This is a genomic window from Streptomyces dysideae (assembly GCF_001514305.1).
GTDB classification, from domain to species: domain Bacteria; phylum Actinomycetota; class Actinomycetes; order Streptomycetales; family Streptomycetaceae; genus Streptomyces; species Streptomyces dysideae.
This window is the reverse complement of record NZ_KQ949077.1, coordinates 231,721-252,128: the sequence shown is the minus strand read 5'-3', so window position 1 is coordinate 252,128 and position 20,408 is coordinate 231,721. Positions and strand designations below refer to the sequence as shown.

The following is a 20,408-nucleotide window of genomic DNA, read 5'->3' as shown; positions in this document are numbered from 1 at the left end:
TGTCAGTTTCGTGTTCGCTGCAGAACGTCGCCAATTGATCCTCGAAATGGTGCGAGCGAACGGGGCCGTGTCGCTCCGTGAGCTCGCCCGCGTCGTCCAGACCTCCGAAGTGACCGTACGGCGGGACGTGCGCGCACTGGAGGCAGAAGGACTCCTCGACCGCCGACATGGCGGTGCGGTATTGCCGGGCGGGTTCACGCGGGAGTCCGGCTTTCCGCAGAAATCGCATCTCGCGACCGCCGAGAAGACGGCCATCGCCGATCTCGCCGCGAACTTCGTCGAAGAAGGCGAAGCCATCGTGGTCGGGGCGGGAACCACCACCCAGGAGCTGGCACGCCGGCTCGCACGGGTGCCCGGGCTGACCGTCGTCACCAACTCCCTGTTGGTGGCACAGGCGTTGGCCCACGCCAACCGGGTGGAGGTCGTGATGACCGGCGGCACTCTGCGCGGTTCCAACTACGCCCTCGTCGGCTCCGGTGCCGAGCAGTCCCTGCAGGGGCTGCGGGTGTCGCGTGCCTTCCTCTCCGGGAGCGGGCTGACCGCCGAGCGCGGGCTCTCCACGTCCAACATGCTCTCGGCGTCCGTCGACCGGGCGCTCGTCCAGGCGGCCTCGGAGGTCGTCGTCCTCGCCGACCACACCAAGCTCGGCACGGACACGATGTTCCAGACCGTGCCGACGGATGTGATCACGCGGCTGGTGACGGATGATCCTCCGGCTCATGACGACCGCGCCCAGACCGAGCTGCAGGCTCTCGCCGACCAGGGGGTGCAGATCGCTGTCGCGGGGGCGAGCGGCAATCCGGGGGGTGACGAGGTCCCGGCGCGGCGGCAACAGCGTCGGGACGTGGCCCTGCCGGGGCCTCGGCGGGGGGCGCCGAGTGGGCCTGGGTTGCGGAACGCCGGGGTTCTCGGTGAGGCGGGGGCGGAGCGTGAGCGGGCGCGGGTCGCTGATCTGCGGCGTCGGTAGGTTCGCCTATTCCCCGTAGGGGGGGCGTGTTGGTGCGCGGGTGCGGGTTGGTTGTGGCTGGTCGGGCCCACCCGGCGGAGCCGCAAATCGACACAGCTCCGCGCCCCTGGTGGGGTGCTGCCCCGAGGTCGGCTGAGTGTCAACCGTCCTTCAAGCCCCGCAAGGTGAGTGTCAGCAAGCGGTTCGCCAGTTCTGGGTCACCCGGGGACTCCTCCGCCGCCAAGGCGATCGCGTGGGTCAGCTGGAGTAGGTCGCCGATCGCGACATCCGGCCGGACCATGCCCGCCTCCTGAGCTCGCGCCAGCAGCGCGCCGCCCGCCTCACGGATGGGGCCGCTGCAGCGGGCCAGCGGTGAGGTGTTGTCCTGGGTGACTGCCATCAGGGCCCGGGACAGGCCTCGGTACTCGCCGGCGTGGGTGACCATCTCGCGTAGCCAGGTCACCAGGGCCGTGCAGGGCTCGGGGGCGTGCAGGTGTTCGTGGGCGCGGGACAGCAGGTCGTTCACCGCGTCCTCGAAGACCGCGCCCAACAGGGCGTTGCGGGTGGGGAAGTGGCGGTACAGCGTGCCGATGCCGACGCCCGCCCGGCGGGCCACGTCCTCCAGGGACGCGTCCGTGCCGTGCTCGGCGAAGGCGGAGCGGGCCTCGGTGACGAGGCGCTCGTGATTGCGGCGGGCGTCGGCGCGCATGGCGCGCGGCGCAACCCGCGTCGTCGTCGCACCCCCGTTCCCCGCATCCTCGCGTGAGGTCGCGCCCATCATGGCTCCCACCTGCTCTCTCGCCCGGGTGTGCCTCCAGGATGCCATCGAGGCTGCGCAGCGGGCCTTTCGGTGGGAGTGAATGCCGTGCTTCCTCTCCAAGTTCGGATACGTGCGGAGCCGGACAGCGAAGGCCAGGGGAATACGGGGCGCCCGGTGGACCGACTGCTCCAGTCCGCCGGGCGCCCCGGGATGTCTTGGAAAGACCCTTCGATCAGTCCTTGATCTCGCAGATGGGGGCGCCGGAGGTGACGGACGCGCCGACTTCGGCCGCCAGGCCCTTGATGGTGCCGGAGCGGTGGGCGTTCAGTGGCTGTTCCATCTTCATCGCCTCGAGGACGACGACGAGGTCGCCTTCCTTGACTTCCTGGCCTTCCTCGACGGCGACCTTGACGATGGTGCCCTGCATCGGGGAGGCGAGGGTGTCGCCGGAGGCCATCGGGCCGGACTTCTTGGCCGCGCGGCGCTTGGGCTTGGCGCCGGCCGCGAGGCCGGTGCGGGCCAGGGTCATGCCGAGTGAGGCCGGCAGGGAGACCTCCAGGCGCTTGCCGCCGACCTCGACGACGACCGTCTCGCGGCCGGTCTCCTCGTCCGTGTCGGTGTCGGCCTGGGCGGCGAAGGGCTTGATCTCGTTGACGAACTCGGTCTCGATCCAGCGGGTGTGGACCGTGAAGGGATCGGTGGAGCCGGTGAGTTCGGGGGCGAACGCCGGGTCGGTGACGACGGCGCGGTGGAACGGGATGGCCGTGGCCATGCCCTCGACGTGGAACTCCGCCAGGGCGCGGGCGGCCCGCTGCAGGGCTTCCTTGCGGGTACGGCCGGTGACGATCAGTTTGGCCAGCAGGGAGTCCCAGGCCGGGCCGATGACCGAGCCGGACTCGACGCCCGCGTCCAGACGGACGCCGGGGCCGGTGGGCGGGGCGAACGCGGTGACCGTGCCGGGCGCCGGGAGGAAGTTGCGGCCCGGGTCCTCGCCGTTGATGCGGAACTCGAAGGAGTGGCCGCGGATGGCCGGGTCGCCCTCTTGGAGGTATGACGCAGCGCCGAGTTCCTCGCCGTCGGCGATGCGGAACATCTCGCGGACCAGGTCGATGCCGGTGACCTCCTCGGTGACCGGGTGCTCCACCTGGAGACGGGTGTTGACCTCCAGGAAGGAGATCGTGCCGTCCGCCCCGACGAGGAACTCGACGGTGCCGGCGCCGACGTACCCGGCCTCCTTGAGGATGGCCTTCGAGGAGGAGTACAGCTCGGCGATCTGCTGGTCCGACAGGAAGGGTGCCGGGGCCTCCTCGACGAGCTTCTGGTGCCGGCGCTGCAGTGAGCAGTCACGGGTGGATACGACGACGACGTTGCCGTGCTGGTCGGCCAGGCACTGCGTCTCCACGTGCCGGGGCTTGTCCAGATACCGCTCGACGAAGCACTCACCGCGCCCGAAGGCGGCGATCGCCTCACGCACGGCGGAGTCGTACAGCTCCGGTACCTCTTCCAGCGTGCGGGCGACCTTCAGGCCACGGCCGCCGCCACCGAACGCGGCCTTGATCGCGATGGGCAGGCCGTGCTCCTTGGCGAAGGCGACGACCTCCTCGGCGCCGGAGACCGGGTCGGGCGTACCGGCAACCAGGGGCGCGCCGGCGCGCTGGGCGATGTGCCGGGCGGCGACCTTGTCGCCGAGGTCGCGGATGGCCTGCGGCGGCGGGCCGATCCAGATCAGCCCCGCGTCCAGGACGGCCTGGGCGAACTCGGCGTTCTCCGAGAGGAAGCCGTAGCCGGGATGGATGGCGTCCGCGCCGGACTCGCGCGCGGCGTTGAGCACCTTGTCGATGTCGAGGTAGCTGGTCGCGGGAGTGTCACCGCCCAGGGCGAACGCCTCATCCGCGGCGCGGACATGCAGAGCGTCCCGGTCCGGGTCGGCGTAGACGGCCACGCTCGCGATACCGGCATCCCGGCAGGCCCGGGCAACGCGGACAGCGATTTCGCCACGATTGGCGATGAGCACCTTGCGCACGATTGAGGCTCCCTCCTTGAAACAAGCCGAGTTTAGGGACTGCCGACACGGCACTTCGACCCGTCCCCAATGGTGAGCTTGCCCACACGGAGCGTGATTCGAGGCTCGCTCGACCCGTGAAATCCCTTGTCGCACCTAGGCACGCAGGACTCCTCCCGAAAACCCTAGCCCTCCGCTGTGGTCAAGGTCTCTGTGAGAGCGTGCTGCGGACCACTCTGTTTCTTTGTGGAGTCCCTACGAATGGCCCAACGATTCTTTGCCCCTCGCGGAACCCTTGTCCCCGGGTTTACCCGTTAGTAGCGTTCACGATGTCTCGAACGTACTTGGGGTAACGGCAGCCCTGCTCGGGCCGTGGTCGAAAGTGGGTGGGGACCGGTGGTGCGCAGACCGGTGGCATGGATGGTGGCGGTCGTACTCTTGGTCGAGGCGCTCGGCATAGCGGCGGTGAACTGGTTCCTCGGGGTCGTGGTCGACCGCCAGGACATGTCCCTGGCGGGCCTCGACCCGGGCGTGATGTCGATGTCCTCGAAGATCGGCGGCGTCGTCTTCGGGCTGTACTTCGCGCTGTGCGGCCTGGTGGCCCTGCTGGTCGCCCTGCGGAACCGCCGGCCGGCCGGCTTCGGCCGCGTCCTGCTGATCAGCGCGGCCGTGGTGCACGCCCTGCTGGGGGCGTTCGCGTGGGGGCTGGTGGGCTGGACGGCCTTCCTGTACATGATGGTCGTCCTCGGCCTGATCGTGCTGCTGCTGATGACCTACGACGGCCAGGCGGTGCCGGAGGAGCCGGCTGACTCCGTGCCGGAGGGCGGCGACGGCTCGCCGGTGCCCAGCACCCCCTGAGCGCCCCCCACGGTCACGCCTCCCGGGACGTCCACAACTCCATGATGCCGACGCCCAGTTGGGCCAGCAGGCGGCGTACGAGGGGCAGGCTGATGCCGATCACGTTGCCGTGGTCGCCGTCGATGCCGTCGATGAACGGCGCCGAACGGCCGTCCAGTGTGAACGCCCCGGCGACGTAGAGGGGTTCGCCGGACGCGACGTACGCCGCGATCTCCTCGTCGGTCGGCTCGCCGAAGCGGACGACGGTGGAGGCGGTGCCGGAGGCGTACCGGCCGCTGATCGTGTCGTAGACGCAGTGCCCGGTCTGCAGTGTCCCGGCGCGCCCGCGCATCGACTTCCACCTGGCCGTCGCCTCCTCGGCGTCGGCAGGCTTGCCCAGCGCCTCGCCGTCCAGGTCGAGCACCGAGTCGCAGCCGATCACCAGGGCGCCCTTGACCTCGGGCTTCGCGGCCACGACGGAGGCCTTCGCCTCGGCCAGGGCGAGCGCCAGCTCGGCGGGGGTGGGCGCGGTGACGGCGTCCTCGTCGACACCGCTCACGATCACCTCGGGGTCGAGTCCGGCCTGCCGCAGCAGCCCGAGTCGGGCGGGGGAGGCGGAGGCGAGGACGAGGCGGCGGGGCTGATCAGTCATGCGGTCAGGGTAGCGGCGGCCTTCACTTCACGCCGAGCACGATCATCGCGAGCAGCATGGCCAACGCGATCAGAACGCCCAGTCTCCGCAACATGTTCTGCATGTCGCGCAGTTCCTTGGGCGGTTCGTTCTCGGGGTCGGACCACAGCATTCCTCCAGCGTGCGGCGGGGGCCTCGGGGCGCGCCTGAGTACGCGTACTCAACTTCACCAAAAGGCACTTGGATTCCGTTAGTAGGGCTGGCTGCGCTAGGCTAAGGGAACTATGGTTCCGTTTGGAAGGGCGTGTCATGTTCACCACCGTCTGGACCGCGTCACCCCAGCTCCCCAGTGAGGGCTTCACTCCCAACTGGTCCCGCGAGGGCTTCTGGCGTCAGTCGCTGCGGCAGGTCGTGCGGCTGGGTGGTGGTGGGGGACGGGTACGGGTGCGGCTGTCGCACGCGTACGGCACGTCGCCGGTGCGGGTCGCGGGCGCGAGTGTGGGGCGTGCGGGGGCGGAGGCCGCCGTGGCGCCGGGCTCGCTCGTGCCGCTCACGTTCGGGGGCGCCGGGGGCGTCGAGATTCCGGCGCGGGGGGAGGTCGTCAGCGATGCGGTTCAACTCGCCGTCGCGGCCGGGGAGTCGGTGACGGTCACGCTGTACTTCGATGCGGTGACCGGGCCGGCGACCTTTCACGCGCAGGCCTTCGCGACCAGCTATCGGGGGGAGGGGGATCTGTCGGGGGATGCCGGTGGCTCGGGGTTCGACGCTACGACCGAGTCCTGGTACTTCCTGTCCGCCGTCGAGGCCGACTCCGGCCGTACGGACGGGATCGCCCTCTTCGGCGACTCCATCACGGACGGGTTCGGGTCGACGCCGGGCGCGAATCGGAGGTGGTCGGACGCGCTTGCCGGGCGTACCGGGCGGGCGGTGCTGAATGCCGGGATCGGTGGGAACCTGCTGCTCAACGACTCCGCTTGGTATGGGGAGAAGGGGGTGCGTCGGTTGGGGCGGGATGTTCTCGGCCTGCGGGGTGTGGACACGGTTGTGGTGCTGCTCGGGCTCAATGACATCGGCTTCAGTGAGACGGGTGAGCAGCCGACGTACAAGCCGGCGCCGGTGGTCGAGGCCGCCCAATTGATCGACGGTCACCGGGAGTTGATACGACAGGCCGGCGGGCTGAAGGTCGTTGGCTGCACCTTGTTGCCGTTCGGGGGCTCGGACCACTGGGGGGAGCATGCGGCGAAGGTGGGTCATGAGGTCAACGAGTGGATTCGTTGCTCGGGGGAGTACGACGTGGTGGTTGACCTTCAGCGCGCGCTGGCCGATCCGGGGGATCCGGATCGGCTGCGGGTGGCTTATGACTTCGGTGATCATCTGCACCCCAATGACGAGGGGTACGGGGTGATGGCCGAGGCTGTGGCGGGTTGTCTGTAGCTGCGAGTCTGTGGGGGCTGACGGGGCGCTTTCCTTACCCCGGCCAGTAAGTGCGCGCCCATGTTGATGGGCCCGGCTGGGGTAGGCGGTGGGCCGCGATACGGGCGGGGTCGGACCAGGAGTCGCGTTCTGTGGGGGCGCCGGGTGGCGTTGTTGCTGCCGCCGCGGCGCGGGCGCGGACTACCGCCAGGGCGGCGGCCAGCTCCTCCGGGGTCGGGTTGCCTCGCAGGACTTTGATCGTCATGTCGGCTCCTGGGGACTAGAGGGGGATGTTGCCGTGCTTCTTCGGGGGCAGGGACTCGCGCTTCGTGCGCAGTTGCCGTAGGCCCCGTACGACGTGGCGGCGGGTGTCGGACGGCATGATCACCGAGTCGATGTAGCCGCGTTCGGCCGCGATGTAGGGGTTGAGGAGGGCGTCCTCGTACTCCTGGATCAGCCGGGCGCGGGTCGCCTCCAGGTCACCGGCGGCCTCCGCCTCGGCGATCGTGCGGCGGTGCAGGATGTTGACCGCGCCCTGGGCGCCCATGACGGCGATCTGGGCGGTCGGCCAGGCCAGGTTGAGGTCGGCACCCAGGTGCTTGGAGCCCATGACGTCGTAGGCGCCGCCGAAGGCCTTGCGGGTGATGACCGTGATCAGGGGGACCGTCGCCTCCGCGTACGCGTAGATCAGCTTCGCGCCTCGGCGGATGATGCCCGTGTGCTCCTGGTCGACGCCCGGGAGGAAGCCGGGGACGTCGACGAAGGTGATGACCGGGACGTTGAAGGCGTCGCAGGTGCGGACGAAGCGGGCCGCCTTCTCGGACGCGTCGATGTCGAGGCAGCCGGCGAACTGCATCGGCTGGTTGGCGACGATGCCGACGGGCCGGCCCTCGACACGGCCGTAGCCGGTGAGGATGTTCGGGGCGAACAGGGGCTGGGTCTCGAAGAACTCCGCGTCGTCCAGGATGTGTTCGATCACCGTGTGCATGTCGTACGGCTGGTTCGCGCTGTCCGGCACGATCGTGTCCAGCTCGCGGTCCTCGTCCGTGACGGCGAGGTCCGCCTCCTCCGGGAAGGAGGGCGGCTCGGAGAGGTTGTTGGACGGCAGGTACGACAGCAGCTGCTTGACGTACTCGATGGCGTCCTTCTCGTCCCCGGCCATGTGGTGCGCCACGCCGGACGCGGAGTTGTGGGTACGGGCGCCGCCCAGCTCCTCGAAGCCGACGTCCTCGCCGGTGACCGTCTTGATGACGTCCGGGCCGGTGATGAACATGTGTGAGGTCTGGTCGACCATGACCGTGAAGTCGGTGATCGCGGGGGAGTAGACCGCGCCGCCCGCGCACGGGCCGACGACGAGGGAGATCTGCGGGATCACGCCGGAGGCGTGGGTGTTGCGGCGGAAGATCTCGCCGTAGGCGCCGAGGGAGGCCACGCCCTCCTGGATACGGGCGCCGCCGGAGTCGTTGATGCCGATGACCGGGCACCCGGTCTTCAGCGCGAAGTCCATCACCTTGACGATCTTCTGGCCGTAGACCTCGCCCAGCGCGCCGCCGAAGATGGTGAAGTCCTGCGAGAAGACCGCGACCGGGCGGCCGTCGACCGTGCCGTAGCCGGTGACGACGCCGTCCCCGTACGGGCGGTTCTTGTCGAGGCCGAAGTTGGTGGAGCGGTGCCGGGCGAACTCGTCCAACTCGACGAAAGACCCCTCGTCGAGCAGCAGGTCGATCCGCTCACGGGCCGTCAACTTACCCTTGGCGTGCTGCTTTTCCACGGCGCGTGCGGAGCCGGCGTGCGTCGCTTCCTCGATGCGGCGCTGGAGATCCGCGAGCTTGCCCGCGGTGGTGTGGATGTCGATCTCTTGACGCTCTTCCAGCTCGGACATCGGGATGCTGCTCCCTGCCTGCTCAAAAGTGGGGACGGTTACTCATCCGTAGAGTAATGGGGTGCCTACCAATCGGCAGTGCGGCGTTTACCACACCTAGGGTGGCTTGCATGACGCCGCAAGATGCATCAGACGACAGCCGTTGGTCCGACCTGGACCGTCCGCCCCTCAACGCCGCGGCCCTGCGCCGGGGGCTGGTGCGGGAGGGTTCCCTGTGGTCCGAGGTGGAGGTCGTGCAGAGCACCGGATCCACCAACTCCGACCTGGTGGCCTTGGCGGCCGCGGGCAAGGCCGCCGAGGGTACGGTCCTCGTCGCCGAGGAGCAGACCTCAGGGCGGGGGCGGCTCGACCGGCAGTGGACCGCGCCGGCCCGGTCCGGGCTGTTCTTCTCCGTGCTGCTGCGGCCGAGCGAGGTGCCGGTGGCGCGGTGGGGGTGGCTGCCGCTGCTCACGGGCGTGGCGGTGGCTACGGGGCTGTCGCGGGCCGCCGGGGTCGATACGGCACTCAAGTGGCCGAACGACCTGCTGGTGATCGTGGGGGGCGAGGAGCGCAAGGCCGGCGGGATCCTGGCCGAGCGGGCCGAGGGCGACGGAGTGGTCGTCGGGGTCGGCGTCAATGTCAGCCTGCGGGAGGACGAGCTGCCGGTGCCTGGCGCGGGGTCGCTGGCGCTTGCCGGGGCGGTGAGTACGGATCGGGATCCGCTGCTTCGGGGCGTGCTGCGGGCGCTGGAGGAGTGGTACGGGCAGTGGCGGGCTGCGGGGGGTGATCCCGTCGTCAGTGGGCTGCAGGAGACGTATGCGGCGGGGTGCGCGACGTTGGGGCGGGTGGTGCGGGCCGAGTTGCCGGGGGATCGGTCCATCACCGGGGAGGCTGTGGCGATCGATGGGGACGGGCGGTTGGTGATCGCTACGGGGGAGGGGGTGCAGGAGCCTGTGGGGGCCGGGGACATCGTGCATCTGCGGGGCGTGTAGCGCTGGGGCTCCGCCCCCGGACCCCGGCCTGTGCCCACCCGCCACCCGTTCACGGCCGGTGAAGAAGTGGACCTCGAAAGACACTGTCGGCAGCACCGCCCGCCGCTACGGACATCCTCTCGGGAGTGAGCTGGCGCACACCTGCCGTAAAGTGAAGGCCGGTCGATACCTGACCGTGGCAGATCGGAAGGGCAGCAGGCGTGACCGTCGACGACACGGGCTCCGGCACGGGCGCGCACGGCCGGGTGGACCCTCCCTACGCCGCCGACACCGGCGAGGATCCGCTCGCCCTGCGCATCGAACAGCTCATCCTCGGCGCCGAGCGGCGCTACACCCCCTTTCAGGCGGCCCGTAGCGCCGGCGTCTCCGTGGAGCTGGCCACCCGCTTCTGGCGGGCCATGGGCTTCGCCGACATCGGGCAGGCCAAGGCGCTCACGGAGGCCGACGTACTGGCCCTGCGCCGGCTCTCCGGTCTCGTCGAGGCGGGGCTGCTGAGCGAGGCCATGGCCGTGCAGGTGGCGCGGTCCACCGGGCAGACCACCGCCCGGCTGGCCGAGTGGCAGATCGACTCGTTCCTGGAGGGGCTGACCGAGCCGCCCGAGCCGGGGATGACACGCACCGAGGTGACGTATCCGCTGGTCGAGCTGCTGCTGCCCGAGCTGGAGGAGTTCCTCGTCTACGTCTGGCGGCGCCAGCTCGCCGCCGCCACCGGCCGGGTCATCCAGGCCGCCGACGACGAGGAGATGGTGAACCGGCGGCTGTGCGTCGGCTTCGCCGATCTCGTCGGGTTCACGCGCCTCACCCGCCGTATGGAGGAGGAGGAGCTCGGCGAGCTCGTCGAGGCCTTCGAGACCACCGCCGCCGACCTGGTCGCCGCGCGCGGCGGGCGGCTCGTCAAGACCCTCGGAGACGAGGTCCTGTACTCCGCAGACGACGCCGCCGTCGCCTCCGAGATCGCGCTGCGCCTCATCGAGACCATGGCACACGACGAGACCATGCCCGAGCTGCGCGTCGGCATCGCCTTCGGCACGGTGACCACCCGTATGGGCGATGTCTTCGGAACGACGGTGAACCTCGCCTCCCGGTTGACGTCGATAGCTCCGCGTGACGCCGTGCTCGTCGACACCGCCTTCGCCGAGGAGCTCATCCGCAGCGGCGAGGCGCCCGCCTCCGAGGCGGAGGCCGCCGAGGCCGTGGCCACCGCGGAGAAGGAGGGCGAGGAGCCGCCGACGTACCGCTTCGCGCTCCAGCCGATGTGGCAGCGGCCCGTCCGCGGGCTCGGGGTCGTCGAGCCGTGGCTGCTCACGCGGCGTGGTGACGGGCCGGCGTAGACGGACGTAGGCGGGCGTAGGCGGACCGTCAGCCTCCGTCCGACAGCGGGTCCACGCACAGGCCTATGACCGGGACGCAGACGCCGCCGGGCCGGCTGGGCCGCGGGGCCGGGGAGTTGGCGGCCGGGTGCGGCGGAGTCTGGGTGGTCGGTGGTTGTGGGGCCGTGGTCGGCGGTGCTGCCGCCGGGGGCCGGGGCGGGGTGGTGTGCGTCGGCCGGGGGGCGGTTGCGGGCGTGGTCGTCGGTGCGGTGGTCGTGCCCGGCGTCGGGATGACGATGGTGCTTGTGGTCGGTGCGGCGGTCGGGCCGCCCATGGCTGAGGGTGCGGACGGGCTCCCGTCCGGTACGGCGCCGAAGGTGGCGGCGGTGTTCGTCGCGCGGTCCGTGTCCGTGCTTGTGTCCTTGCCTGGTGCCGGATCCGGGGTCCCCTTCGCGGTACTGAGCCCGTCGGCGCCCGGGTCCGGCATCAGCCGTACCAGGCTCAGTGCGCCGGCGGCCAGGACGAGGCCGCCCGCGGCGAGCAGGACCCTGCGTGGCCGTGGGCGGCGGTGCCGGCCCCGGGAGCCGAAGAGGTGAGGGCCGGGTGTCCCCGGCGGTGTTGTGTCGTCTGCGCCGGGTGTCGGCTCCGCCTGGGTTCCGGATCTCGTCGATCCCGTCGTGTCCTCCGTCGTTACGCTCACACAGACCCCTCCCCGAAGCTGTCGCGCCCCCAACGCGCCGTGGCCGTGGGCACGTTATGCGCTGGCGTGGGCGGTGCGGTGGGAGTCGGGTGGTATGTCACTCGAACGAGGTGTCGGGCGCCGGAAGGGGAACCGGGCGGAACCGGGACGGTTGTTCTTCCCCCTGTGGGGCTCGGCTGCGATGATCGGGGTGAGTCTTGTTAACCCGCGTTAACCGGGAGGGTGTCATGAGTGAGGAACGGTTCGGGGAGTTCGTGCTGGTGCGGCGGCACGAGCAGCGGCATGTCGCGGAGCTCGCCCTCGACCGGCCCAAGGCCATGAACGCCGTCTCGACGGAGATGGCCCGCTCGATCGCGGACGCGTGTGCGGCGCTGGGCGAGGACCGGAGCGTACGGGTGGTCGTGGTGACGTCGACGCATGAGCGGGCGTTCTGTGTCGGGGCGGATCTGAAGGAGCGGAACTCGTTCAATGACGCGGAGTTGGTGCGGCAGCGGCCGGTGGCGCGGGGGGCGTACACCGGCGTACTGGAGCTGCCGGTGCCGACGATCGCGGCCGTGCACGGGTTCGCGCTGGGCGGTGGCTTCGAGCTGGCGCTGGCCTGCGATGTGATCGTGGCCGACATGACGGCCGTGGTGGGGTTGCCGGAGGTGTCGGTGGGCGTGATTCCCGGGGGTGGGGGTACGCAGTTGCTGCCGCGTCGGGTGGGGGCGGCGCGGGCGGCCGAGCTGATCTTCACGGCGCGGCGGGTGGATGCGGGGGAGGCTCGCGAGCTGGGTCTGGTGGATCAGGTGGTGGAGGCCGGGCGGGACCGGGAGGAGGCACTGGCGTTGGGGGCCCGGATCGCGGGGAACTCGCCGGTCGGGCTGCGGGCGGCGAAGCGTGCCCTGCGGCTCGGGCATGGGCTGGATCTGCGGGCCGGGCTGGAGGTCGAGGATGCGGCGTGGCGGTCGGTCGCGTTCTCGGGGGACCGGGCGGAGGGGGTCGCCGCGTTCAACGAGAAGCGGAAGCCGGAGTGGCCGGGGGAGTAGGTGGGGGTTGCGCTTGCCGGTGACGTGGCGGGCGTCGGGCTTTTCTCGCCCCCGCCGCCCCTACCCGTCCCATCCCCAGGGGCTCCGCCCCTCCGACCCCGCTGGGGCTGCCGCCCCGGACCCCGCTCCAAGCCCTGAAGGGGCCTTGTCCTCAAACGCCGGACGGGCTGGAAGGGCCGTAAACGGGTGGTGGGTGGGCATAGGCCGGGGGTCTGGGGGCGGAGCCCCAGGGCGCCAGGGCTCACCAACGCCACCGCCCCACCGCCGGAGGCCCTCGTTCGCCACGCCAACGTCCCATTTCGTCCTGAACATCCCTAGCCTGGAGTGATGGGTGAGGACAGGCGGCTGGCGGCCGTGGTCGCGTTGGCGCAGGGGATGGCGGCGGCGCACGGTGCGCGGGAGGCGTGGCGGGCGGCGGCGAACGGGGCCCGGCGGGCGCTCGGGGGGAGTTTTGCCGCGCTGTCGGTGTGGGAGCGGGAGCTCGGGCGGTTGCGGGTGCTTGTGAATGTGGGGGAGCGGAACGGGAGGGAGGCCGAGTTTCCGGATGACGAGGCCTATCCGGTGCATCAGTTTCCTGAGATCACCGAGTTTCTGCACGAGCGCTGGGCCCGGGGCGGTGAACCCAACGCCTGGGTCGAGACCGCCGAGGGGCCCGCGGTGGGGCGCCGGCCCGGGTACTGCCATCAGCGGGTCGCCGCGCTGCGGCGGCGCGGGCGTGGCTGCTGTGTCGTCGCGCCGATCGTGCTGAACGGGCGGGCCTGGGGAGAGCTGTACGTCGCCCGGCCCGTCGGTGCGCCCGTCTTCGACCGGGGCGACGCCGACTTCGCCACCGTCCTCGCCGCCGTCGTCGCCGCCGGGATCGCGCAGGCCGAGCGGCTGGAGGAGGCCAGACGGCTCGCCTTCACCGACGCCCTCACCGGGCTGGCCAACCGCCGTGCCGTCGATGTACGGCTCGAGGAGGCCATCGAGCGGCATCGCAACGACCAGGTCGTCGTCAGTCTCGTCGTCTGCGACCTGAACGGGCTCAAGCGCGTCAACGACACCTGCGGGCATGCCGTCGGCGACCGCCTCCTGGAGCGGTTCGGGTCCGTGCTGTCCCTGTGCGGCGCCATGCTGCCCGGCGCGCTCGCCGCCCGTCTCGGCGGTGACGAGTTCTGTCTGCTCGCCGTCGGGCCGCCCGCCGACGCGGTCGTCAAGGCGGCCGAGGAACTGTGCCGTCGCGCCGATGAGTTGGAGCTCGGCGAGGGCGTCGCCTGTGGGGTTGCCTCCACCCAGGATCCGATCGGGCCCGTACGGTCCGCGCGCCGGCTCTTCCGGCTCGCCGACGCCGCTCAGTACCAGGCCAAGGCCCTGCGTGGCCGCAAGCCCGTCGTCGCGGGGCGTGAGGGGCCCGATGATCCGGTCGTACGGCTGGCCGACGAGCCCTCCCGGGAGACCACCGCCGAGCGGCGCCGGTTCCGTGGGCGGCGCTGACGACAGCGGCACCCGGCAGTGCCGAGCGGTACCCATCGGTAAGGGGCTGACCCCGGCCCCACTGGTGACATCATCGTCTTCACTGCGTACGCTCCTGAATATGGATATGCACACTGTGGTGGTGGGGACGTCCGGCGTGACCGCGTCCGACGTTCTCGCCGTGGCGCGCGGCGGCGCCCGGGTCGAGCTCTCCGGGGAGGCGGTCGCGGCCCTCGCCGCGGCCCGCGGGATCGTGGACGCGCTGGCGGCCAAGCCCGACCCCGTCTACGGCGTCTCCACCGGTTTCGGCGCCCTCGCGAACCGGCACATCGGCCAGGAACTGCGGGCCCAGTTGCAGCGCAACATCGTCCGTTCGCATGCCGCCGGTATGGGGCCGCGGGTCGAGCGTGAGGTCGTGCGCGCGCTGATGTTCCTGCGGCTCAAGACCCTCTGTTCGGGGCATACGGGGGTGCGACCCGAGGTCGCCCGGACCATGGCCGACGTCCTCAACGCCGGGATCACCCCCGTCGTCCACGAGTACGGCTCCCTCGGCTGCTCCGGCGACCTCGCCCCGCTCTCCCACTGCGCCCTCACGCTCATGGGGGAGGGCGACGCCGAGGGCCCGGACGGGACCGTGCGGCCCGCGGGTGAACTGCTCACCGGGCACGGGATCGCGCCCGTCGAACTGCGCGAGAAGGAGGGGCTCGCCCTCCTCAACGGCACCGACGGCATGCTCGGCATGCTGATCATGGCCCTCGCCGACCTGGAGAAGCTGTACAAGTCCGCCGACATCACGGCGGCGCTGTCGCTGGAGGCCCTGCTCGGGACAGACAAGGTGCTCGCGCCTGAACTGCACGCCATCCGGCCGCATCCGGGGCAGGGCGACTCCGCCGCCAACATGCTGGCCGTGCTGAAGGGTTCGGGGCTGACCGGGCATCACCAGGACGACGCCCCGCGCGTCCAGGACGCCTACTCCGTGCGCTGCGCCCCGCAGGTCGCCGGCGCGGGACGCGACACCATGGCGCACGCCCGGCTGGTCGCCGAGCGTGAACTCGCCTCCGCCGTCGACAATCCCGTCGTACTCCCGGACGGGCGCGTGGAGTCCAACGGCAACTTCCACGGGGCGCCGGTCGCGTACGTCCTCGACTTCCTCGCCATCGCCGTCGCCGACCTCGCCTCCATCGCCGAGCGTCGCACCGACCGGCTGCTCGACAAGAACCGCAGCCACGGTCTGCCGCCGTTCCTCGCGGACGACCCCGGCGTCGACTCCGGGCTCATGATCGCCCAGTACACGCAGGCCGCGCTGGTGAGTGAGATGAAGCGGCTCGCGGTTCCTGCTTCCGCCGACTCGATTCCCTCCTCCGCCATGCAGGAGGATCACGTGTCCATGGGGTGGTCGGCGGCGCGGAAGCTGCGTACGGCCGTCGACAACCTCACCCGCGTCATCGCCGTCGAGCTGTACGCCGCCACGCGCGCCGTGGAGTTGCGCGAGGGGCTCGCCCCGGCGCCGGCGTCGCAGGCCGTCATCGATGCCGTACGGAAGACCGGGGCCGAGGGTCCGGGGCCGGACCGGTTCCTGGCGCCCGACCTGGCCGCGGCGGACGCGTTCGTGCGCGACGGGCGGCTGGTCGCGGTGGCGGAGACGGTCACCGGGCCGTTGCGGTAGGACATGCGAGGGGGCCCTGGCGCACGCGCGACAGGGCCCCGGCGGATGCCTACTTGAGCTTGGCGGCCTGGGCGTCGATCACCGCGGCCGGGACGGTGTACTTCCCGCCGGTCGTCGCCTTGCCCATGTTGACCGTGTAATACGTCGCGATGGTGTTGCCGTGGCGCACCACCGCGCCGTGCACCACGGAGTTCTCCTCGCCGGTCACGGCGAAGGCCACCGACTCGTCACCGGCTCCGGATGCGTCTTCGGAGGCGACCTTCGAGTACTCGGCCTCCTCCTTGCCGGACTTCACCGTGAAACCGCCGGCGCAGCCGTCGACCGCCTCGGAGAGCGACTTCATGGTGGCCGTGGCACCGTCACCCTCGTAGGAGGAGAGGGAGACGAGGGTGAGGTCGACGCTCAACGCGTCCCCGAAGGCCTCCTCGAACTCCTCCTCCGACAGGTCCTCCAGGGCCTTGGAGGCGGTGTCCGTGGGCTTCTTCTCCTCGGTGACCCGGCGGCTCGTGTCCGTCGCCGAGTCGCCGGGCACGAATCCGGTCACCACGTGGGCGACCGGTTCACAGGCCGTGTCGGTGACAGTGAGCTTGTCCTTCGAAGCGGCGAACCTCTCGTTGTCGAGCGTCGATCCGACCGTGTATCCGTCGACGTCGCCCTTGGCGAGGACCAGCTTCTCCAATTCCGCGGCGCTGAGCGCCTTCGCGGCCGTCGTGGCCTGCCCGTCCGACTCCTTGGACTCCTTGGAGTCGACCGACCCCCCGCCGCAGCCTGTGACAAGGGCGAGCGACAGCGCACTCACGGCAACCGTGGCGGCTACACGCACGCCCGATGATCTCTTCATGCGCGGACTATGAGGTCCGTGTGAAGGTCGCGTCAAGTCAATTCAGAAACCCAGACGTTCCCGGCGAACCGAGTACGCGACGAACCCGGCGCCCATGGTGAGGAAGACGGTCCCGCCGATGACGTACGGCGTGGTGTCGAAGCTGCCCGTGTCGGCGAGCCGGGTGCCGTTCCCGGTGCTGTCCGCCGTCTCGGCGGCGACCCGCGCCTGCTGGGTGACCTGCGCCGACGGGGTCGCCGAAGGCTCTGTTCTGGTCGGCTGGTCCGCCGACGCGTTCGCCGAGGGGACGAACCACAGGGCGCCCAGCAGGGTTCCCGCGGCGGTGGCGGTCAGCAACGGACGACGAGCGGATGACACGGAATATCGATCCCCTTGTGGCGCTGGCGAATTGGCCGTGTGGGCCGATATTAGTGAAAGGTGCGGGTCACGGGAAAGTCACGGGGGCCATGAGTCGTACGCTCCGGGCATGAGCACTCCAGAGACATCACGATTTGTACGGCTTCGCGTGGAACTCGTCCTCGAAGTGGACGACGCGGACGCTGTGACGAAGGCCGCACTGCGGCGGATTGCCGACGACAGCGATATGCCGGACGACGAACGGGTACATGCCGAGAACGCTGTGACGGAAGACACCGCGGAGGCCCTCGCGTATCTCGTGGATCCGTTCGACCTGGTCAGCGAGGTGCCGGAGGTGGAACTCGCGCAGGCCTCCTGGTCCAGCGAGCACATCGACTACGACCCCGATTCGCCCGAGTGGGACCTCGACGAGGATGATGTCGACGAGGACGAGGAAGAAGAGGCGGCCGGCTGACGGCGCTTGGGGAATTCGTGACCCCGGGCGGCAACCGCCGCCCGGGGTTTCGTCGTCTCAAGGGGCGCACTGACCGATACCCGCACCACCCGCCACGGCGGACGTGGTGTGCCCCACAAATGCAAGGGATGTGGAACGGGACGAACCGGTCGTAGCGTAGAAGATTCTTGACGGGGACTCTCGGGGTATGTGGGGATCGGCGACGATGGAGAAGCGTGTGATGACGAACAGTAAGCGGCGTAGGGGCCTGACGGTCGCGTCCGCACTGCTCGGCGGTGTCCTGGTGCTGTCGGCCTGTTCCGGTGGCGACAACGATGCCTCCGGCGGCGACAGCGGCAACGACAGCTCGCAGGCCAAGGTCGACGAGGCGGCCGCCAAGAAGACGTCCGAGGCCCAGATCAAGATCACGCCGGAGGACGGCAGCGACAACGCCTCCATCAACAGCTCCGCCGCCGTCACCGTGAGCAAGGGCACGCTCACCGAGGTGACGATGACGACCGCCGACGGTGCCGCCGTCGAGGGTGAGATATCCGCGGACAAGACCAGTTGGAAGCCCACCGTCCAGCTGGAGCGCTCGACCACCTACAAGATCACGGTGACGGCCGAGGACGCCGAGAAGCGCGTCGCCCACGAGAACGCCTCGTTCACCACGGTCTCCCCGGCCAACAGCTTCCTCGGCTACTTCACGCCGGAGGACGGCTCCACGGTCGGCGTCGGCATGCCCGTGTCGATCAACTTCGACAAGGACATCACCGACAAGGCGGCCGTCCAGAAGGGCATCACCGTCTCCACCACCAGCGGCCAGGAAGTCGTCTGCCACTGGTTCAACACCAAGCGCATGGACTGCCGCCCCGACGAGTACTGGGCGGAGGGCGCCACCGTCACCCTGAAGATGGCCCTCGACGGCGTCGAAGGTGCCGACGGTGTCTACGGCGTCCAGCAGAAGACGGTCACCTTCAAGATCGGCCGCAACCAGGTCACGTACGTCGACGCCAAGACCAAGCAGATGAAGATCACGCAGGACGGCAAGACGGTCAGGACCATCCCGATATCCGCCGGTTCGCCCGAGAACAAGACGTACGAGGGCCAGATGGTGATCTCCGAGAAGTTCACGGAGACCCGGATGAACGGCGCGACGGTCGGCTTCACCGACGACGACGGCAAGGGCGAGTACGACATCAAGGACGTGCCGCACGCCATGCGTCTGACCACCTCCGGCACCTTCGTGCACGGCAACTACTGGGGCGCCAAGTCCATCTTCGGCAGCGTGAACACCAGCCACGGCTGTGTGGGCCTGTCCGACACCAAGGGCGCCAAGGACCCGAACACACCGGGCGCGTGGTTCTACAACAACTCGATGATCGGTGACGTCGTGGTCGTCCAGAACACCGGCGACAGGACGGTCTCGCCGGACAACGGCCTCAACGGCTGGAACATGAACTGGGCCGACTGGAAGGCCGGTTCGGCGGTCTGACCGACCTTCGGTTCACAGCTTTCCGGTGCCGCCCCCAGGGGCGGCACCGGTGTTTCCGGGGTCGGCCACAGCCTTCTCATCCTTCTCTTATTTCGGCTTTATCCCTTCATCACGCGCCGTACCTAGCTTGCGGCGCATGTTCTTCACCTACCTGAGGCGCGAGCTGCGCCGCCGCAGAAAAGCGGCCCTAGTCGTCGCCTCCGGCCTCGCGCTGGGCATCGCGCTGGTCATCGTGGTCAACTCCGTGTCCTCCGGCATGAGCAAGGCCCAGGACAAGGTCCTGCAGTCCCTGTACGGCCTCGGCACGGACATGACCGTCACCAAGGCCGCCGAGCCCGCGGCGGACGCCTCCGATCGGCCGCGGTTCCAGTTCGACGCCCGGGAGGACGGCTCCGACGAGGAGCAGAGCACGGACCGTGTGATGGTCCAGGGCTTCCAGACGCTGGCCGGCTCCGCCGTCGCCAAGGTCGGCTCGCAGAGTGGGGTCTCGGACGCCGTGGGCGGGCTGAGCCTCCAGGTCATCAAGGTCAGCGGGCAGTTCACCCGGGGCCAGTTCCAGCAGGGCGAGGGCGACAGCGGTGGTCAGCCGGGCGGGCCCGGTGGCGGCACCGGTCAGCCACAGGGCGAAGTGCAGGGCGGCGGCGCCGACTTCGACGTCAACAACTACGCCGTCTACGGCACCGACGTCACCGAGCCTGCCCTCGGTCCGCTGACCTCCTCGACGATCACCAGCGGGCGGACCTTCAAGACGACGGAGACCGACGCGAGGGTCGCCGTCGCCGACTCCGCGTACGCCAAGGAGAAGAAGCTCGAGATCGGCTCCACCGTCACCGTCAAGGGCACCAAGTTCGAGGTCGTCGGCATCGCGACGGCCAGCAGCGGTGACCCGGCCGCCAACCTCTACATCCCGCTGAAGCCGGCGCAGACGCTCGCCGACGCGAAGGACAAGGTCACCACGATCTATGTCAAGGCGACCGACTCGCAACGGATCGACTCCGTCAAGTCGGCGATCCAGAAGAACGTCTCGGGTACGACGGTGACGACGTCGGCGGACCTTGCGGACACGGTGTCGGGGTCCCTGTCGACGGCTTCTTCTCTGGCCGCCAATGTGGGTAAGTGGCTGTCCGTCGCTGTGCTGGTGGCCGCGTTTCTGGTTGCGGGGTTGCTGACGTCGTCGGCTGTGTCCCGTCGGGTGCGGGAGTTCGGCACGTTGAAGGCGCTCGGGTGGAAGTCGGGGCGGGTGACCCGGCAGGTCGTGGGGGAGGCCGTGGTCAACGGGCTGCTCGGTGGGGTGCTGGGGATCGCGGTCGGGTTGGCGGGGGCGTATGCCGTCACCGCGATCAGTCCCACGTTGCAGGCGCAGTTGGGGAGTGGCGGAGGCGGTATGGGCGGGCCCGGGGGTGGCGGAGGCTTCGGTGGTCCTGGACGGCAGGCATCGGCCACGACGCTCGATGTCGCGCTCACCGCGCCGGTCAGTCTGACGACCGTTGGTCTTGCGGTGGGGCTTGCTGTGGCCGGTGGGCTGATCGCGGGGGCGTTCGGTGGGTGGCGGGCGTCTCGGTTGCGGCCGGCTGACGCACTGCGCCGCGTCGAGTAGCTGACGTCGGCTGCGGCTGGGCGGGCGTGGGTCGCACGGCCCGGCGCCAAACGGTGTGCCGCCTGCGCCCACCCGTGCCGCCCCGGC

Annotated in this window: 20 protein-coding genes; 11 read left to right on the top strand and 9 right to left on the bottom strand. The window is 70.2% G+C overall.

Annotated elements, in window-relative coordinates:
- Positions 1-34 precede the first annotated feature (34 nt).
- Positions 35-967 carry a DeoR/GlpR family DNA-binding transcription regulator gene (locus tag AQJ91_RS07510; protein ID WP_267891175.1) on the top strand — a complete coding sequence of 311 codons (933 nt, stop codon included), beginning with the start codon at positions 35-37 and terminating at the stop codon, positions 965-967.
- 139 nt (positions 968-1,106) lie between these two features.
- Here the strand turns inward: AQJ91_RS07510 and AQJ91_RS07505 are convergent, their stop codons facing one another.
- Both AQJ91_RS07505 and AQJ91_RS07500 read right to left on the bottom strand, forming a co-directional pair.
- Positions 1,107-1,655 carry a TetR/AcrR family transcriptional regulator gene (locus tag AQJ91_RS07505; RefSeq protein WP_067017673.1) on the bottom strand — a complete coding sequence of 183 codons (549 nt, stop codon included), beginning with the start codon at positions 1,653-1,655 and terminating at the stop codon, positions 1,107-1,109.
- A 283-nt stretch (positions 1,656-1,938) separates the two neighbouring features.
- Positions 1,939-3,729 carry an acetyl/propionyl/methylcrotonyl-CoA carboxylase subunit alpha gene (locus AQJ91_RS07500; RefSeq protein ID WP_067017672.1) on the bottom strand — a complete coding sequence of 597 codons (1,791 nt, stop codon included), beginning with the start codon at positions 3,727-3,729 and terminating at the stop codon, positions 1,939-1,941.
- 399 nt (positions 3,730-4,128) lie between these two features.
- On the opposite strand from AQJ91_RS07500, the gene AQJ91_RS07495 reads away from it, so the two are divergent.
- Positions 4,129-4,566 carry a hypothetical protein gene (locus tag AQJ91_RS07495; RefSeq protein WP_067017670.1) on the top strand — a complete coding sequence of 146 codons (438 nt, stop codon included), beginning with the start codon at positions 4,129-4,131 and terminating at the stop codon, positions 4,564-4,566.
- 13 nt (positions 4,567-4,579) lie between these two features.
- Here AQJ91_RS07495 and AQJ91_RS07490 read toward each other — a convergent pair whose 3' ends face one another.
- Complete coding sequence (locus tag AQJ91_RS07490; protein ID WP_067017668.1) at positions 4,580-5,197, bottom strand: Maf family protein; 618 nt, start codon at positions 5,195-5,197, stop codon at positions 4,580-4,582.
- A gap of 22 nt (positions 5,198-5,219) precedes the next feature.
- Positions 5,220-5,348, bottom strand: coding sequence for a morphogenic membrane protein MmpB (gene mmpB, locus AQJ91_RS57300; RefSeq protein ID WP_267891173.1), 129 nt, complete (start codon positions 5,346-5,348; stop codon positions 5,220-5,222).
- Positions 5,349-5,485: 137 nt separating this feature from the next.
- Here mmpB and AQJ91_RS07485 point away from each other — a divergent pair, with 137 nt between their 5' ends.
- A complete protein-coding gene (locus AQJ91_RS07485) occupies positions 5,486-6,610 on the top strand; it encodes an SGNH/GDSL hydrolase family protein (protein WP_067017667.1) in 1,125 nt (374 codons plus the stop codon).
- A 34-nt stretch (positions 6,611-6,644) separates the two neighbouring features.
- Here AQJ91_RS07485 and AQJ91_RS48915 read toward each other — a convergent pair whose 3' ends face one another.
- On the bottom strand, positions 6,645-6,854 hold the full coding sequence (locus AQJ91_RS48915; RefSeq protein WP_079084743.1) for an acyl-CoA carboxylase epsilon subunit: 210 nt from the start codon (positions 6,852-6,854) through the stop codon (positions 6,645-6,647).
- A gap of 15 nt (positions 6,855-6,869) precedes the next feature.
- On the bottom strand, positions 6,870-8,471 hold the full coding sequence (locus AQJ91_RS07480; protein WP_067017666.1) for an acyl-CoA carboxylase subunit beta: 1,602 nt from the start codon (positions 8,469-8,471) through the stop codon (positions 6,870-6,872).
- 110 nt (positions 8,472-8,581) lie between these two features.
- Between AQJ91_RS07480 and AQJ91_RS07475 the strand changes: the two genes are divergently transcribed.
- Positions 8,582-9,442, top strand: a complete 861-nt coding sequence (locus AQJ91_RS07475) for a biotin--[acetyl-CoA-carboxylase] ligase (protein WP_067017665.1) — start codon at positions 8,582-8,584, stop codon at positions 9,440-9,442.
- Between the two features lie 200 nt (positions 9,443-9,642).
- Positions 9,643-10,773: an adenylate/guanylate cyclase domain-containing protein gene (locus AQJ91_RS07470; protein WP_067017664.1), complete on the top strand. Its 1,131-nt coding sequence runs from the start codon at positions 9,643-9,645 to the stop codon at positions 10,771-10,773.
- Between the two features lie 28 nt (positions 10,774-10,801).
- On the opposite strand, the gene AQJ91_RS48910 is transcribed toward AQJ91_RS07470, so the two are convergent.
- Positions 10,802-11,452, bottom strand: coding sequence for a hypothetical protein (locus AQJ91_RS48910; protein WP_234381874.1), 651 nt, complete (start codon positions 11,450-11,452; stop codon positions 10,802-10,804).
- A gap of 227 nt (positions 11,453-11,679) precedes the next feature.
- On the opposite strand from AQJ91_RS48910, the gene AQJ91_RS07460 reads away from it, so the two are divergent.
- The 3 genes from AQJ91_RS07460 to hutH all read left to right on the top strand — a co-directional run bounded on the left by AQJ91_RS07460 (position 11,680) and on the right by hutH (position 15,598).
- The gene (locus AQJ91_RS07460) at positions 11,680-12,480 is read left to right on the top strand and encodes an enoyl-CoA hydratase/isomerase family protein (RefSeq protein ID WP_067017661.1); all 801 of its coding nucleotides are present in this window, start codon (positions 11,680-11,682) and stop codon (positions 12,478-12,480) included.
- A gap of 327 nt (positions 12,481-12,807) precedes the next feature.
- On the top strand, positions 12,808-13,953 hold the full coding sequence (locus AQJ91_RS07455; RefSeq protein WP_067017660.1) for a GGDEF domain-containing protein: 1,146 nt from the start codon (positions 12,808-12,810) through the stop codon (positions 13,951-13,953).
- Positions 13,954-14,059: 106 nt separating this feature from the next.
- Positions 14,060-15,598, top strand: coding sequence for a histidine ammonia-lyase (hutH, locus tag AQJ91_RS07450; protein ID WP_067017659.1), 1,539 nt, complete (start codon positions 14,060-14,062; stop codon positions 15,596-15,598).
- A gap of 49 nt (positions 15,599-15,647) precedes the next feature.
- Here the strand turns inward: hutH and AQJ91_RS07445 are convergent, their stop codons facing one another.
- Both AQJ91_RS07445 and AQJ91_RS07440 read right to left on the bottom strand, forming a co-directional pair.
- Complete coding sequence (locus tag AQJ91_RS07445; protein ID WP_199847871.1) at positions 15,648-16,439, bottom strand: hypothetical protein; 792 nt, start codon at positions 16,437-16,439, stop codon at positions 15,648-15,650.
- 42 nt (positions 16,440-16,481) lie between these two features.
- Positions 16,482-16,796, bottom strand: a complete 315-nt coding sequence (locus AQJ91_RS07440) for a hypothetical protein (protein ID WP_234381872.1) — start codon at positions 16,794-16,796, stop codon at positions 16,482-16,484.
- Between the two features lie 148 nt (positions 16,797-16,944).
- Here AQJ91_RS07440 and AQJ91_RS07435 point away from each other — a divergent pair, with 148 nt between their 5' ends.
- The 3 genes from AQJ91_RS07435 to AQJ91_RS07425 all read left to right on the top strand — a co-directional run bounded on the left by AQJ91_RS07435 (position 16,945) and on the right by AQJ91_RS07425 (position 20,321).
- Complete coding sequence (locus tag AQJ91_RS07435) at positions 16,945-17,250, top strand: hypothetical protein (protein ID WP_234381870.1); 306 nt, start codon at positions 16,945-16,947, stop codon at positions 17,248-17,250.
- Between the two features lie 220 nt (positions 17,251-17,470).
- On the top strand, positions 17,471-18,724 hold the full coding sequence (locus AQJ91_RS07430) for a L,D-transpeptidase (protein ID WP_067018048.1): 1,254 nt from the start codon (positions 17,471-17,473) through the stop codon (positions 18,722-18,724).
- Positions 18,725-18,860: 136 nt separating this feature from the next.
- Positions 18,861-20,321 (top strand): ABC transporter permease, encoded by a 1,461-nt coding sequence (locus AQJ91_RS07425; RefSeq protein WP_067017651.1) that lies wholly within the window; start codon positions 18,861-18,863, stop codon positions 20,319-20,321.
- Positions 20,322-20,408 lie beyond the last annotated feature (87 nt).